This is a genomic window from Kitasatospora sp. NPDC001132 (genome assembly GCF_053598415.1).
The window spans coordinates 22388-35302 of record NZ_JBSFKF010000012.1 but is presented as its reverse complement, the minus strand read 5'-3'; the positions used below and the strand labels follow the sequence as shown (position 1 = coordinate 35302).

General features: G+C 73.3%; 13 protein-coding genes. 3 read left to right on the top strand and 10 right to left on the bottom strand.

The window, feature by feature from the left end; all coding sequences use genetic code 11:
• The first annotated feature begins 6 nt into the window (after window positions 1–6).
• Window positions 7–381, top strand: coding sequence for an RNA-binding S4 domain-containing protein (locus tag ACWDBE_RS18300; protein ID WP_392874564.1), 375 nt, complete (start codon window positions 7–9; stop codon window positions 379–381).
• Between the two features lie 89 nt (window positions 382–470).
• Here the strand turns inward: ACWDBE_RS18300 and ACWDBE_RS18295 are convergent, their stop codons facing one another.
• From ACWDBE_RS18295 to ACWDBE_RS18285, 3 genes are all read right to left on the bottom strand, one after another.
• Window positions 471–977 (bottom strand): FBP domain-containing protein, encoded by a 507-nt coding sequence (locus tag ACWDBE_RS18295; protein WP_449789535.1) that lies wholly within the window; start codon window positions 975–977, stop codon window positions 471–473.
• Between the two features lie 45 nt (window positions 978–1022).
• The gene (locus ACWDBE_RS18290; protein WP_449808545.1) at window positions 1023–1577 is read right to left on the bottom strand and encodes an HD domain-containing protein; all 555 of its coding nucleotides are present in this window, start codon (window positions 1575–1577) and stop codon (window positions 1023–1025) included.
• Window positions 1578–1710: 133 nt separating this feature from the next.
• Window positions 1711–2595: an SAM-dependent methyltransferase gene (locus ACWDBE_RS18285; RefSeq protein ID WP_449789537.1), complete on the bottom strand. Its 885-nt coding sequence runs from the start codon at window positions 2593–2595 to the stop codon at window positions 1711–1713.
• A 214-nt stretch (window positions 2596–2809) separates the two neighbouring features.
• Between ACWDBE_RS18285 and ACWDBE_RS18280 the strand changes: the two genes are divergently transcribed.
• Window positions 2810–3712 (top strand): polysaccharide deacetylase family protein, encoded by a 903-nt coding sequence (locus ACWDBE_RS18280; protein WP_449808544.1) that lies wholly within the window; start codon window positions 2810–2812, stop codon window positions 3710–3712.
• Between the two features lie 26 nt (window positions 3713–3738).
• On the opposite strand, the gene ACWDBE_RS18275 is transcribed toward ACWDBE_RS18280, so the two are convergent.
• Window positions 3739–4557, bottom strand: a complete 819-nt coding sequence (locus ACWDBE_RS18275) for an SDR family NAD(P)-dependent oxidoreductase (RefSeq protein WP_449789539.1) — start codon at window positions 4555–4557, stop codon at window positions 3739–3741.
• Between the two features lie 303 nt (window positions 4558–4860).
• Here ACWDBE_RS18275 and ACWDBE_RS18270 point away from each other — a divergent pair, with 303 nt between their 5' ends.
• The gene (locus ACWDBE_RS18270) at window positions 4861–5730 is read left to right on the top strand and encodes a 3-hydroxybutyryl-CoA dehydrogenase (protein WP_449789540.1); all 870 of its coding nucleotides are present in this window, start codon (window positions 4861–4863) and stop codon (window positions 5728–5730) included.
• A 73-nt stretch (window positions 5731–5803) separates the two neighbouring features.
• Here ACWDBE_RS18270 and ACWDBE_RS18265 read toward each other — a convergent pair whose 3' ends face one another.
• The 6 genes from ACWDBE_RS18265 to pheS form a co-directional block, all read right to left on the bottom strand.
• Complete coding sequence (locus ACWDBE_RS18265; protein ID WP_449789541.1) at window positions 5804–6646, bottom strand: chitosanase; 843 nt, start codon at window positions 6644–6646, stop codon at window positions 5804–5806.
• 145 nt (window positions 6647–6791) lie between these two features.
• Window positions 6792–7757 (bottom strand): ABC transporter permease subunit, encoded by a 966-nt coding sequence (locus tag ACWDBE_RS18260; protein ID WP_449789542.1) that lies wholly within the window; start codon window positions 7755–7757, stop codon window positions 6792–6794.
• A complete protein-coding gene (locus ACWDBE_RS18255; protein ID WP_449808543.1) occupies window positions 7754–8680 on the bottom strand; it encodes an ATP-binding cassette domain-containing protein in 927 nt (308 codons plus the stop codon). The genes ACWDBE_RS18260 and ACWDBE_RS18255 overlap by 4 nt, the downstream gene beginning before the upstream one ends.
• The gene (locus ACWDBE_RS18250) at window positions 8680–9117 is read right to left on the bottom strand and encodes a GntR family transcriptional regulator (protein ID WP_449808542.1); all 438 of its coding nucleotides are present in this window, start codon (window positions 9115–9117) and stop codon (window positions 8680–8682) included. Before ACWDBE_RS18250 ends, ACWDBE_RS18255 begins: the two co-directional genes overlap by 1 nt.
• Window positions 9118–9239: 122 nt before the next feature.
• Window positions 9240–11741 (bottom strand): phenylalanine--tRNA ligase subunit beta, encoded by a 2502-nt coding sequence (pheT, locus tag ACWDBE_RS18245; RefSeq protein WP_449808541.1) that lies wholly within the window; start codon window positions 11739–11741, stop codon window positions 9240–9242.
• On the bottom strand, window positions 11741–12862 hold the full coding sequence (gene pheS / locus ACWDBE_RS18240) for a phenylalanine--tRNA ligase subunit alpha (protein ID WP_316520288.1): 1122 nt from the start codon (window positions 12860–12862) through the stop codon (window positions 11741–11743). Before pheS ends, pheT begins: the two co-directional genes overlap by 1 nt.
• Window positions 12863–12915: the final 53 nt, after the last annotated feature.

Below are 12915 nucleotides of genomic sequence, written 5' to 3'. Positions count from 1 at the left end.
CCGAGGATGGCTGAACACGAGGGAAGCGTGCGGGTGGACAGCTGGATCTGGTCGGTCCGGCTGGTCAAGACGCGGGCGCTGGCGGCGGCCGCCTGCCGCGCCGGGCACGTCAAGGTGAACGGCGAGCGGGCCAAGCCCGCGCAGGCGCTGAAGCCCGGCGACGAGGTGCGGGTCCGCGAGGAGGGGTACGAGCGGGTCGTGGTCGTGCGGCAGTTGATCCGCAAGCGGGTCGGCGCCGCGGTCGCGGCGGAGTGCCTGGTCGACAACAGCCCGCCGCGGCCGCCGCGCGAGTTCGTCGCGGCGGCCGGGACCCGGGACCGCGGGACCGGGCGGCCGACCAAGCGGGAGCGCCGCGAGCTGGACCAGCTGCGTGGGCACTGAGCGGGCACTGAGCGGCCCCGGACGCCGGGGCCGCGGGTGCGGAGAGCCCCGGGTGCGGAGAGCCCCGGGTGCGGAGAGCCCCGGAGCCGTTACGCGGCCGCGGTCGCGAGCACCTTGGCGAGGAAGCCGTCGAGGTTGGCCACCGTACGGTCGATCTGCAGCTCCAGCGGCAGCGACTCGTCGGGCCGGGTGACCAGGGTGGACTTCTTCAGCCCGCGCACGTAGAGCGAGCAGGCGAGGTCGGCGCAGATGTAGGTGCCGACCGTGTTGCCCTCGCGCCCGGCCGCCCCGGCCCGGCGGGCGGCGAGCAGCGCCACCCCCGACCCGGCGTGCGAGGTGATGCACAGCGAGCACACGTTGGTCTTGGTCAGGCTGCGCCGGATCACCGGCGAGCGCAGCGTCACGCCGACCAGCTCGCCCCCGTACGGCGCCACCAGGTACGCCCGGTCGGGCGCGCCCTGGTCCCGCCAGCCGAGGAAGTCCAGGTTCTCCCAGGGCAGTTCGGCCAGGCCCCGGGGCAGGTTGAGCCGACGGGCCTCGCCCTTGGAGCAGTTGACGAAGGACGCGCGGATCTCGTTCTCACCCAGGGATTCCATGCCGCGGAAGCTAACACCCGCCGACCGGCCGTGTCGCGCCGATTTTCACCCGGTCCGCACCGGGTGGGCGGCCTGGACGGCGAGCCGGCGCGGGGCGTCCTCGCTGATCCGGCTGAGCAGGTCGTCCAGGGCGAGGAAGACCTCCCAGCGCTCCCGTCCGCCGGCGGCGGCGAGGCGCTCGACCACCAGGTCCTCCAGGCCCCGGACCCGCTTGTCCTTCCAGGCCTTGTCGGCCAGGCTGACCAGCAGCGACTCGACGGTGACACCGGGGCCGCCCCAGCTCGCGTGGGTGCGGGCGAAGCGGGCGAGGTGCTCGGGGACGCCGTGGGCGAGCAGCAGGGCGTGTCCGGCGGGCTCGTGCCTGGAGCCGGGGGCGGAGAGCTCCTCGGGGTGGACGGTCTTGCCGATGTCGTGGGTGGCGGCGCCGTAGAGGACGGCCTCGCGGTCGAAGACCAGGCCCTCGCGGGCGCAGAACCCGGTGATCTCCTCGGCCACTTCGTGCACCAGGGCGAGGTGGGCGACCAGGCGGGGCGGGGCGTCGAGGGCGCGCAGCAGTTCGGCGACGTCCGGGGGCAGCGGCGGCAGGGCGGTGGCGGTCACGCCGCAGGGTAGCCGGGACGGTGAGGGTCTGTCAGTGGGGGTACGTAGGCTTCGACGGTCCGGTCCCGGCGTAGGAGGGGGCGCCGGGACCGGACCTGAGCGGACGACCGAGAACTACCGGAGGCGGCTGAGGTCACTTCTTGAAGGCGACGCCGGCGTACGCCGACACGTCCTGCCAGCCCTCGGGGAGTTCGGTGGTGGGGACGTGGCCCGCGGTGGGGCGCCAGAGCGGGAGCTGGACGAGCCCGGGGCCGGCGAACTCGAAGTCGCCGAAGAAGGGCTCGACGCCGGCGCGGGAGCGCAGCACGAGCGGGGCGCTGGCGCTGCGGTAGACGCGGGTGCCCGCGGAGGCGCTCTCGCGGGAGGCGAAGTCCGGGCTGCCGTGGGAGAGGATCAGCGCGCTGCCGGGGGCGAGCGCGTCGCGCAGGGTGTGGACGATCTGCTGGGCGCCGTCCTCGTCCCGGATGAAGTGCAGCACGGCGACGAGCATCAGCGCGACCGGCTGGGAGAGGTCGATGGCGCCGGCCAGCGCGGGGTGGCCGAGGATCGCGGCCGGGTCCCGCAGGTCGGCCTCGATCACCGAGGTGTGCCCGGCGGGGTGGCTCGCCAGCAGGGCGCGGGCGTGGGTGGCGACGATCGGGTCGTTGTCCACGTACACCACCCGGGCGTCCGGGGCGACCCGCTGGGCGACCTCGCTGGTGGAGCCGACGGCCGGGATGCCGGTGCCGATGTCGACGAACTGGCGCACGCCCCGGCCCGCCACGAACTCCACGGCGCGGCCGAGGAACTGCCGGTTGGTGCGGGCCAGCAGCGGCAGCGCGGGGTAGGCCGCTATCGCGGCCTGGGCGGCCTTGCGGTCGGCCTCGAAGTTGTCCTTGCCGCCGAGGTAGTAGTCGTACATCCGGGCGGTGTGCGGGACGCCGGTGTCCAGCTCGCTCGGCGGCTGCCAGTCGTCGGTTCTGGCCCAGTCCCACTCGGTGTCCGTGCCCCGGCCGGTCGCCGCGCCGTCCTCGTACATCCTGTCCGCCCCCAATGCGCAATACCGGAAGAGTTTGGCCACCGCCTGTCAACACGCGGTGCGCGGCGATCGTATCCAAGGACACGGCACGGAAACAGCGGGAGTTCAGGTTTACGCAACTGCCGGCGACAGAGTGTGTGCACGTCAAGGCCGGTCCGGCCGACCGGACGGACCGGATCGCCCGCCGGAGCCGTCCTCTCTATGCTGGCTGCCGATGACTGCCGACCGCCGCACCGTACTGCACTCCACCGTCCGCCTCGCCGCCCTCGCCGCCGCGGGCGGCCTGCTCACCGCCTGCGGCACCGGGAACCTCCGCCGGGCCGACCCGGGGGCGCTGGCCGCGCACCCCGGCACCGTGGACCCGCAGCACACCACCGACCCGGCCTGGAGCGGCGGCGAGGGCCCGGCCTCCGCCACGCCCACCGCCCCGGCGGAAGCCCGGCCCGACGGCGAGCCGACCGCCGCCGAGCCGTCCACCCCGCCGGCCCCGCCGGTGCTGCCGCCGCTCGCGCCGGGCACCCCGGTCGAGGTCGCGTACGGGCCTCGCACCGGCAGGAACGTGGCGCTCACCTTCCACGGCAGCGGCGACCCGAAGCTGGCCACCGCGCTGCTGGAGGTCGCCGAGCAGCGCGGCGCCAGGCTGACCGTGATGGTCGTCGGCAGCTGGCTCGACCAGCAGCCGCAGATGGCCCGGCGGATCCTGGACGGCGGCCACGAGCTGGGCAACCACACCCAGAACCACCTCAACATCTCGGCCATGACACCGGAGCAGGCCCGTGCCGAGATCGCCCAGTGCGCGGAGCGCCTGCAGAAGCTCACCGGCTCGATCGGCCGCTGGTTCCGCCCCTCCGCCGCGCAGTACGCCACCCCGATGGTGCGCGAGCAGGCCAAGGCGGTCGGGTACGAGCACGTGCTGTCCTTCGACGTGGACCCGCGCGACTACAACGACCCCTCGGCCGCCGAGCTGCAGCGCCGGGTGCTGAACTCGGCGCGCGGCGGCTCGGTGGTGGCACTGCACATGGGGCACCAGTGCACGGTGGACGCGCTGCCCGCGATCCTGGACGGCCTGGCCAAGGCGGGGCTCAAGCCGGTGACCGCCAGCCAGCTCTGCGCCTGACCCCCGGCCCCGGCCCGGGCACCCGGTCAGACCATCGGGTCGTCGTCCTTGTACGGGCGCAGCCTCAGCGTGCGGGCGTCCGCGGCGCTGATCGCGTCGGCGCGGTTGACCAGCTCCTCCAGGTTGTCCCGGCCGGCGTGGATGAACCGGCCGTGCAGCCCGTCGAAGCGGCCGCGGGCGGCGTCCACGGTGACGGCCACCATGTACGGGATGGAGCCCCAGGCCGTGGTGTCCCGGAACATCGGCATCCCGGCGGTCATGTCGGTGGCCACCGCGCCCGGGCTGATGTCGAGGACCACGATGCCGTTGCGGGCGAGCGAGTCCGCCATGTTGTCGGAGAGCTGGAGCAGCGCGCCCTTGGAGGTGGCGTACGCGGTGTAGTTGCCGTCCGGGCGCAGCGCGAAGCCCGAGTTGAGGTTGATCACCCGGCCGCGCCGGCGGGCGACCATGCCGGGCAGCACGCAGCGCAGCAGGTTGTAGGGGCCGCGCAGGTTGGTCTCGATCACCTGCCACCACTGGTTGGCGTCGGTCTCCCAGAGCGGCACCTCGGCGCGGTCGACCAGGCCGGCGTTGTTGATCAGCAGGTTGGTCGGCCCGAGGTCGCGCTCGACCACCCGGACCGCCTCGCGCACCGAGCCCGGGCGGGTGACGTCGGCGGTCACGGCGACGCCCCGGGAGCCGCGCTTGACGCACTCCTTGAGGGTGTCGGTCAGGGTCTCGTGGGTGCGGCCGACCAGGCCGACGGACATCCCCTCGGCGGCCAGGCCGATGGCGAGCTCCCGGCCGATGCCCCGGCCTGCGCCGGTGATCAGGGCGACCTGTCCTGCGAGCGTTACCGTCGACACGCTGTGCTCCCTTCGTGCCCCCGGCCCTGTCCGCTTCGGCCCCGTCCCCCTCTGCGGCATTCTGTCGGCCGAGCGGTGGAGCCGGCCCCGGGCACACGGGACCGGGGCCCCTGCCTCACCCGTTCGGGGGATTCCCGCCGGTGGCACCCTGCCGGGGAGGGGGTGACCTACTGGCCGGTACGGAGTAGTAACGTCGTCGGGGCGGTGACCGGTGCACCCATTCCGGTACACCGGCCCGTCGTCCAGCAGCTCGCTGGGCCACCCGTAGCTGGGCGACCCCCAGCACCGTCGAAGGGCAACTGAGTGAGTGACATCGCGCGCGTCGGAGTGATCGGCTGCGGCCTGATGGGGTCGGGCATCGCCGAGGTCTTCGCCCGGGCCGGGCTGGACGTCCTGGTGTCGGAGGCCAGCGGTGAGGCGCTGGAGTTCGGCCGCACCCGGCTGACCAACTCCCTGGAGACGGCGGTCAAGCGGGGCAAGCTGACGCCCGAGCAGCGGGACGAGGCGCTGGCCCGGCTGTCCTTCACCGTCGAACTGTCCGACTTCGCCGACCGCGACCTGGTGGTCGAGGCCGTCGCCGAGCGCGAGGACATCAAGGTCGGGATCTTCGAGACCCTGGACCGGGTGATCGAGCGCCGCGACGCGATCCTCGCCTCCAACACCTCCTCGATCCCGATCGTGAAGCTGGCCGCCGCCACCACCCGCCCGGAGCAGGTGATCGGCCTGCACTTCTTCAACCCGGCGCCGGTGCAGAAGCTGGTCGAGGTCATCCCCACGCTGACCACCTCGGCGACCACCACCGAGCGGGTGGAGGCCTTCGCCTCCCAGGTGCTCGGCAAGGAGCCGATCCGCGCCCGCGACCGGGCCGGCTTCGTGGTCAACGCGCTGCTGGTGCCGTACCTGCTGTCCGCGGTGCGGATGTTCGAGTCGGGCGTGGCCACCGCCTCGGACATCGACAAGGGCATGGAGGCCGGCTGCGCCCACCCGATGGGCCCGCTGCGGCTGTGCGACCTGATCGGCCTGGACACCATCGTCTCGATCGCCGAGTCGATGTACGACGAGTACAAGGAGCCGCTGTACGCCGCTCCCCCGCTGCTCTCCCGGATGGTGGACGCGGGCCTGCTGGGCCGCAAGTCCGGCCGGGGCTTCTACGACTACACCGCGAGCGCCTGACACCCCGGCGCTCCCGGACAGCGGGGCCCGGCGGCCGTGAACCGGCCGCCGGGCCCCGCTGTCCGGTGCGGCGTCAGCTGTTGATGGTGTAGCTGTCGCCGTAGACCTTCCACTTCAGCGGCGGGTTGAGGTCGAAGTTCTTGGCGTTGAGGAAGACCAGCTGCTCGGTGTCCACCCGGCTGGTGTCGGAGTGCGCCTCCTCCTTCTTCATGACCACCTTGCGGGCGTCCAGGAAGGCCTTGAGGTAGGTGGCCTCGTCGCCGCCCTGGGCGGGGGTCTTGGCCTTCTTCATCGCGGCGGCGCGGATGCCGCCGAAGCTGTCCGAGCTGTTGCCCGGGCCGTGCATGACGATGGCGTCGTAGTAGGCGAACTGGCCGAGCGCGCGCAGGCCGTCGCTCTTGGCCTGATTGACGGCGGGGTTGAAGTACACCCGGTCGCGCTCGTCGTTCTGGGCCTGCTGGAAGACGGTGTCCTTGGCGGCGGCGGCCCAGTCCTTCTCGAACGCGGAGCCGAGGCCGGCGTGCGAGTCGGTGCCGTTGACCTTCTTCAGGGCCGGCAGGTACTTGGCCAGGACGTTGCCGGGCTTGAGGTCGGTGTAGTGCTGGACCAGCTCCAGCATGTCGCCGGTGCCGGAGCAGAAGCCGATGATGCCGGCGGTGTAGCCGCGGCCGTCCTTGATGTCCTCGATGTACTTGTACTGGGCCTTCCAGTCCAGCGACGAGTTCTCCGCGCTGGACACCAGCTGCATGGCGATGTCCTTCTTGTGCGGGTCGTCCAGCCCGACCCCCGCGAGCCGGACGACGGCGGCCGGCGACGGGGCGGCCTGGGCCGCCGAGGTGGCCGCGACGGTGAGCGGCGCGGCCACCAGGGCGGCGGCGAGGGCGATGCGGAGGGCACGACGGGGCTGAGGGCGCATGGGACGCTCCGATTCCTCGTGGGTTAGGAAACTTTCCTAACGAGAAGAAGGAAACCCCTCGGGCCGCACTCGCGCAAGCGTTTTGACGGAACCTCTTCAAGAAAACCCCGGAACCGCGGATCGCAGCCGTCGACCGGACGCCGGGTCAGAACGCCCTGCGCCGCACCCACCAGACCGCCGCCGCGCACAGGGCCACGGCGAGCAGGGCCATCCAGCCGAACTCGATGAACTGGAACGTCCAGTAGCGGCTGTCCGGCTGGTAGGACTCGTGCAGCGAATAGCCGCCGTCGCTCAGCAGCTTCTGAGCTCCGTAGTAGTCGCCGCCCAGGTCGTAGAGCCGGCCGAGGTCGAGTCGGTTCCCCGCCGGGTCGGTGACCCGGATGCCGCCCTCCCAGCGGTGGTCCAGCGAGGTCTGGGCGAGCGTGTGCAGGGTGTCCTCGAGCGGTGGGCGGTAGTGGAAGCGCAGCGACTCGGCCACCAGGGTGGTCACCACCGAGGCCACCACCCCGATCCCCAGCGCCACCACCGTCCGCCGCAGCACCACCCCGGCGAGCACGGAGATCGCGAAGACCAGCAGCACCCGTCCGACCAGCGCGGGCGGGGCACTGGTGAACACCAACGGAGTGAACCGCCCCCCGTGGACCGCCATCGGTTCGATCCACCAGCTGAGCACCGCCGCCACCAGGGCCGTCGCGACGGCCAGCGCACTGCCGCCGACCACCAGCCCGCCGACCGTCCAGCGGGTGCGCCCGGCCCCCTGGGTCCACGCGAAGCGGACCGTGCCGTGCTCGAACTCCCGGGCCAGCAGCGGGGATCCGACGAACGCCCCGAGGGCGCCCCCGAGGAAGTACGTCACATTCCCACCGACCATCAGCTCGGATCCGGACTCGCGCAGGAACTCCTTCCACCGCTCGGTGCAGCTCCGCAGCGCCATGTCACACCCGGCCGCACCGGAGCGGTCCAGCGCTGCGTGGATGTAGTACCCGGTGACGCCCAGCACGACGAGGAACCCGGCGAGGACACCCAGCAGGGTCCGCAGCGCGGGCCGGTGGCGCAGCACGGCCGCCCGCAGGACGGCGGAGCGGGGCGGGGCAAGGGACAGGGAGCTCACGGCAGCAGCACCTTCACGTTCGGGGGGACGGCCCCGCGCGGGCCGGGGAGGGCGGAGACGGCCGGTTCGCGCAGGTAGGAGATCACCAACTCCTCCAGTCCGACACTCTGTTGGCGCCAGGAGCCGGAGACCGGGGCGTCCGGGCCGCCGGTGCGCACCAGCAGGTGGGACTGGACGCCGGCCCGGCGGTCGCGGACCACCGGCAGCCGCCGCGCGACCGTGTCGGCCTCCGCGGTCGGACCGGTCAGCATCCGGTGGCCGGCCAACAGGTCGTCCACCTCCCCCGCCACCTGGACCCGGCCGCCGCCGAGCACCACCAGGTAGTCGCAGCTCTGCTCCAGCTCGTTGACGGCGTGCGAGGAGAACACCACGGACATCCCGTCCTCGGCCACCGCGGTCAGCAGCACGGCCATGAAGTCGTGCCGGGCGAGTGGGTCGAGGGACGCCAACGGCTCGTCCAGCAGCAGGAGTTCGGGCCGCTTGGCGAGGGCCAGGGCGAGCGAGACCTGGGCCTGCTGGCCGCCGGAGAGCCGGCCGTACCTGCGGTCCAGCGGGATGCCGAGGCCGTCCAGGTGGGTACGTGCCCGGGCCTCGTCCCAGCGGCGGTTGAGGTGTCGGCCCATCGCCAGCAGGTCGCGCACCGGCAGGCCGGGGTAGAGCGCGGCGTTCTGGGCGACGAAGCCGACCCGGTCCAACGCGCGCGGCGAGCCGGGCGGTTGGCCACCGAGGACGGTCAGCGCGCCCTCGCTCGGCAGAACCAGTCCGGCGGCCAGGCCGAGCAGCGTGGTCTTGCCGGCGCCGTTCGGGCCGACCAGGGCCGCAACGTGCCCGGCGGGGACGGCGAGCCGGCAGTCCCGCAGCGCCCAGGAGCGGCGGTAGCGCTTGCCGAGCCCGGCGCAGTCGATCACCGTGTCCACGGCCATCAGGCCACCACCCCGTCCCGGCCCTCGCGCAGGTCGCGCAGCGCGTCCTCGAACACCGCGGCCATCCCCTCCTCGTCCAGCCCGACGGTCCGCGCCGAGCGCATCCAGTCCAGCAGCCCCCGGCGCAGCGCGGTCCGCTCGCGCAGCGGCACCACGCCGGCGGGCAGGCCCCGTACGAAGGTGCCCTGGCCCCGGCGGCCGGCCGCGAGACCGCGGTGCTCCAGCTCGCGGTACGCCTTGAGCACCGTGTTCGGGTTGATCGCGAGGCCGGCCACCACCTCGCGCACCCGGGGCAGCCGGTCCCCCTCGGTCAACCAGCCCATCCGCAGCGCCTGTTCGACCTGCTGCACGAGCTGCAGGTAGGACGGGACACCGGAGGCCGGGTCCAGACGGAACTCGATCGGGGAGGGCTGGTCGGCGCCTTTATCTACTTCCATAGGTAAAGAAATAAACCACGGACTGAGGTGCCGTCAACTCCGCGGAGGAGGCGGCGGGAAACGGAAAGGGCCCCGCCCCGGACTCGTGGTCCGGGGCGGGGCCCTCCTCGGGCGCTGCCGCGTCAGGCGCCGCGCAGCACCGCGCCGGTGCGGGCGACGGCCTCGGCGACGGCCGCCTCGCGGGCGGCGGTGGCCTCGTCGGCGGTCAGGGTGCGGTCGACCGCGCGGAAGCGCAGCGCGTACGCCAGCGACTTCTTGCCCTCGCCGACCTGCTCGCCGGTGAACACGTCGAACAGCCGGATGGCCTCAAGCAGTTCGCCCGCGCCGGCACGCAGCGCGGCCTCGACCTCGGCCGCCGGAACGGCGGTGTCGACGATCAGCGCGACGTCCTGGGTCGCCACCGGGAAGCCGGAGACGGTCGGGCCGCCGACCCGCTCGGCGCCGTCGGCGGTGAGCAGGTCGATGTCGATCTCCATCGCGGCGGTGCGGGCCGGCAGCCCGAGCGCCTTGACGACCCGCGGGTGCAGCTCACCGGCGTGGCCGACCACCCGGTCGGTGCCCGCCACCAGCAGCTCGGCGCAGCGGCCCGGGTGCCACGGCGCCAGCTGGCCCTGGCGGACGGTCAGCTCGATGCCGGCCGCCCGGGCCACCGTGCGGGCCGCCTCGACGGCGTCCGCCCAGGAGGCCTGGGCGCCCTTGCCCCACCAGCCCGAGGGCAGCCGCTCGCCCGCGAGGGCGACGGCGATGCGGCGCGGCTGCTCCGGCAGCGCGGCGTCCAGCGCGGCCAGCTCCTCGTCGCTGGGCCGGTGGTCGACCGCCGGGCGCGGCGCCACGCTCAGCTCGTCCTTGGGCAGGAAGACGGTGCCGGTCTCGAAGATCGCCAGGTCGGTGTTGCCCCGGCCGACGTTGCGGCGCAGCGCGCCGAGCAGGCCCGGCAGCAGCGTGGTGCGCAGCGCCGGCTCCTCGTCGTTCAGCGGGTTGACCAGCTTCACCGTGCGGCGGCGCCGGTCGTCCGCCTCCAGGCCGAGCGCCTCGAAGGCGGTCTCGCCGAGGAACGGGTAGTTGTTGACCTCGACGTAGCCGGCCCCGGCCAGCGCGACGCCGATCCGGCGGTTCACCCGCTGGGCCTCGGTCAGGCCCTTGCCCGGGGGGACGTCGGGCATCCGGGCGGGGACGTTGTCGTAGCCCTCCAGCCGGATGACCTCCTCGGCGAGGTCGTACGGGTCGGTGAGGTCGGGGCGCCAGGTCGGCGGGGTGACCTCCAGGATGTCGGCGCCGGAGACCGAGCAGCCGATCTCCTGCAGGCGCCGGGTGACGGTCTCGCGGCCGTACCCGGTGCCGGCCACCCGGTCGGGCAGGTCGGCGGCGATGGTGATGGTGCGCACCGGGTGCGGGGCGGCGATGTCGGTGACCCCGGCCTCGGCGGTACCGCCGGCGATCAGGACCAGCAGGTCGACGGCGCGCTGCGCGGCGGCGCGGGCGGCCTCCGGGTCGACGCCGCGCTCGAAGCGCTTGGACGCCTCGGAGGGCAGCTTGTGCCGCTTGGCGCTGCGGGCGATGGCGACCGCGTCGAAGTGCGCCGCCTCGATGATCACCTCGGTGGTGCCCGGGCCGGCGGCCGGGTCGAGGATCTCGGTGGAGGCGCCGCCCATCACACCGGCCAGGCCGATCGGGCCGCTGTTGTCGCAGATCAGCAGGTCCTCGGCGGAGAGCTTGCGCTCGACCCCGTCGAGGGTGGTGAGCACCTCGCCCTGCTCCGCCCGGCGGACGACGATCGGGCCGTCCACGCGCTGCTTGTCGTAGGCGTGCAGCGGCTGGCCGACCTCCAGCATCACGTAGTTGGTGATGTCGACGGTCAGCGAGATCGGGCGGATGCCCGACTTCTGCAGCCGGCGCTGGAGCCAGATCGGGGACTTGGCGTTCGGGTCGAGGCCGACGACCGTACGGGCCACGAAGCGGTCGCAGCCGGCCTGGTCGTTGACCTTCACCAGGTAGCCGAAGGAGTTCGCCGGCGGTACGTCGAGCAGCGCCGGGTCGGCCAGCGGCAGCCCGTACGCGGCGGCGGCCTCACGGGCCACGCCGCGCATGGACAGGCAGTAGCCGCGGTCCGGGGTGATAGCGATGTCGAGCACCTCGTCGACGAGCTGGAGCAGCTCGATGGCGTCGGTGCCGGGCTCGTACTCCGGCGGGAGCACGATGATGCCGTTGTGGTCGTCGCCCATGCCCAGCTCGCGGGCGGAGCAGATCATGCCGGCCGAGGTGTGGCCGTAGGTCTTGCGGGCGGCGATCGGGAACGGGCCGGGCAGCACGGCGCCCGGGAGCACGACGACGACCTTGTCGCCGACGGCGAAGTTCGTCGCACCGCAGACGATCTCCTGCGGCTCGCCGGTGCCGTTGGCGTCGCCGACGTTCACGAAGCAGTGCCGGATCGGCTTCTTGAAGCCGGACAGCTCCTCGATGGAGAGCACCTCGCCGACCACCAGCGGGCCCTTGAGGTCCGCGCCGAGCTGCTCGACGGTCTCGACCTCCAGGCCGGCCCGGACCAGGCGCTCCGCGACGTCACGACCGGTCTCGCCGGCCGGCAGGTCGACGTACTCGCGCAGCCAGGAAAGCGGGACGCGCATCAGATCTCCATCCCGAACGGGAGGGTGAAGCGGACGTCACCCTCGACCATGTCGCGCATGTCGGCGACGTTGTGACGATTCATCAGGATCCGCTCCAGGCCCAGGCCGAAGGCGAAGCCGCTGTAGCGGTTGGGGTCGACACCGCAGGCGACCAGCACCCGCGGGTTGACCACGCCGCAGCCGCCGAGCTCGATCCAGCCCTCGGAGGAGCAGGTCCGGCAGGGCCGGTCCGGGTTGCCGACGCTCTCGCCGCGGCACACGAAGCACTGGAGGTCGATCTCCGCGCTCGGCTCGGTGAACGGGAAGTACGAGGGGCGCCAGCGCAGCTCCAGGCCGCCGCCGATCAGCTTCTCGACCAGCACCTCGATGGTGCCCTTGAGGTCGGCGAAGGTGATGCCCTCGTCCACCGCGAGGCCCTCGACCTGGCGGAAGACCGGGGTGTGGGTGGCGTCCAGCTCGTCGGTCCGGTAGACCCGGCCCGGGCACACCACGTAGATGGGGGGCTCGCGGTCGAGCATGGTGCGGGCCTGGACCGGGGAGGTCTGGGTGCGCAGCACCACGCCGGAGTCGGCGGAGCCGTCCGGGGCCTGGACGAAGAAGGTGTCCTGCATCGAGCGGGCCGGGTGGTCCGGGCCCAGGTTGAGGGCGTCGAAGTTGAGCCACTCGGCCTCGACCTCGGGGCCCTCGGCGACCTGGTAGCCCATCGCGACGAAGGTGTCCTCGATGCGCTCGGCCATGGTGGTCAGCGGGTGCCGGGCGCCGCGCGGGGCGCGGTCGTACGGCAGCGTGACGTCCACCGCCTCCTCGACCAGCACGCGGGCGTCCCGCTCGGCCTCCAGCTCGGCCTGCCGCTTGGCGAGGGCCTGGTTGACGGCCCCGCGGGCCTGGCCGATCAGCTTTCCGGCGGCCGCCTTGGCGTGCGGGGGCAGGGCGCCGATCTCGCGGTTCGCGAGCGAGAGCGCGGAGCGGTCGCCGGTGTGGGCGACCTTGGCCTGCTTCAGCTCGTCCAGGGAGCCGGCGGCGGCGAACGCGGCGATCGCCTCGTCCCGCGCCTGCTCCACCACCTCGGGCTTGAGGGCCTCGACCTCGACCGGGTCGTACGACTTGTTGGGTGCCGACATCTCTATCTTTCCCGTGCTCCTGCTCGTCCGTGCTCAAGGTCTTGGGGTCAACG

Excerpts from the sequence above, each read along its gene's own strand:
- ACWDBE_RS18300 (WP_392874564.1), top strand. The coding sequence starts at position 7 with ATGGCTGAACACGAGGGAAGCGTGCGGGTGGACAGCTGGATCTGGTCG.
- ACWDBE_RS18295 (WP_449789535.1), bottom strand. The coding sequence starts at position 977 with ATGGAATCCCTGGGTGAGAACGAGATCCGCGCGTCCTTCGTCAACTGC.
- ACWDBE_RS18285 (WP_449789537.1), bottom strand. The coding sequence starts at position 2,595 with ATGTACGAGGACGGCGCGGCGACCGGCCGGGGCACGGACACCGAGTGG.
- ACWDBE_RS18280 (WP_449808544.1), top strand. The coding sequence starts at position 2,810 with ATGACTGCCGACCGCCGCACCGTACTGCACTCCACCGTCCGCCTCGCC.
- ACWDBE_RS18265 (WP_449789541.1), bottom strand. The coding sequence starts at position 6,646 with ATGCGCCCTCAGCCCCGTCGTGCCCTCCGCATCGCCCTCGCCGCCGCC.
- ACWDBE_RS18255 (WP_449808543.1), bottom strand. The coding sequence starts at position 8,680 with ATGGCCGTGGACACGGTGATCGACTGCGCCGGGCTCGGCAAGCGCTAC.
- ACWDBE_RS18250 (WP_449808542.1), bottom strand. The coding sequence starts at position 9,117 with ATGGAAGTAGATAAAGGCGCCGACCAGCCCTCCCCGATCGAGTTCCGT.
- pheT (WP_449808541.1), bottom strand. The coding sequence starts at position 11,741 with ATGCGCGTCCCGCTTTCCTGGCTGCGCGAGTACGTCGACCTGCCGGCC.
- pheS (WP_316520288.1), bottom strand. The coding sequence starts at position 12,862 with ATGTCGGCACCCAACAAGTCGTACGACCCGGTCGAGGTCGAGGCCCTC.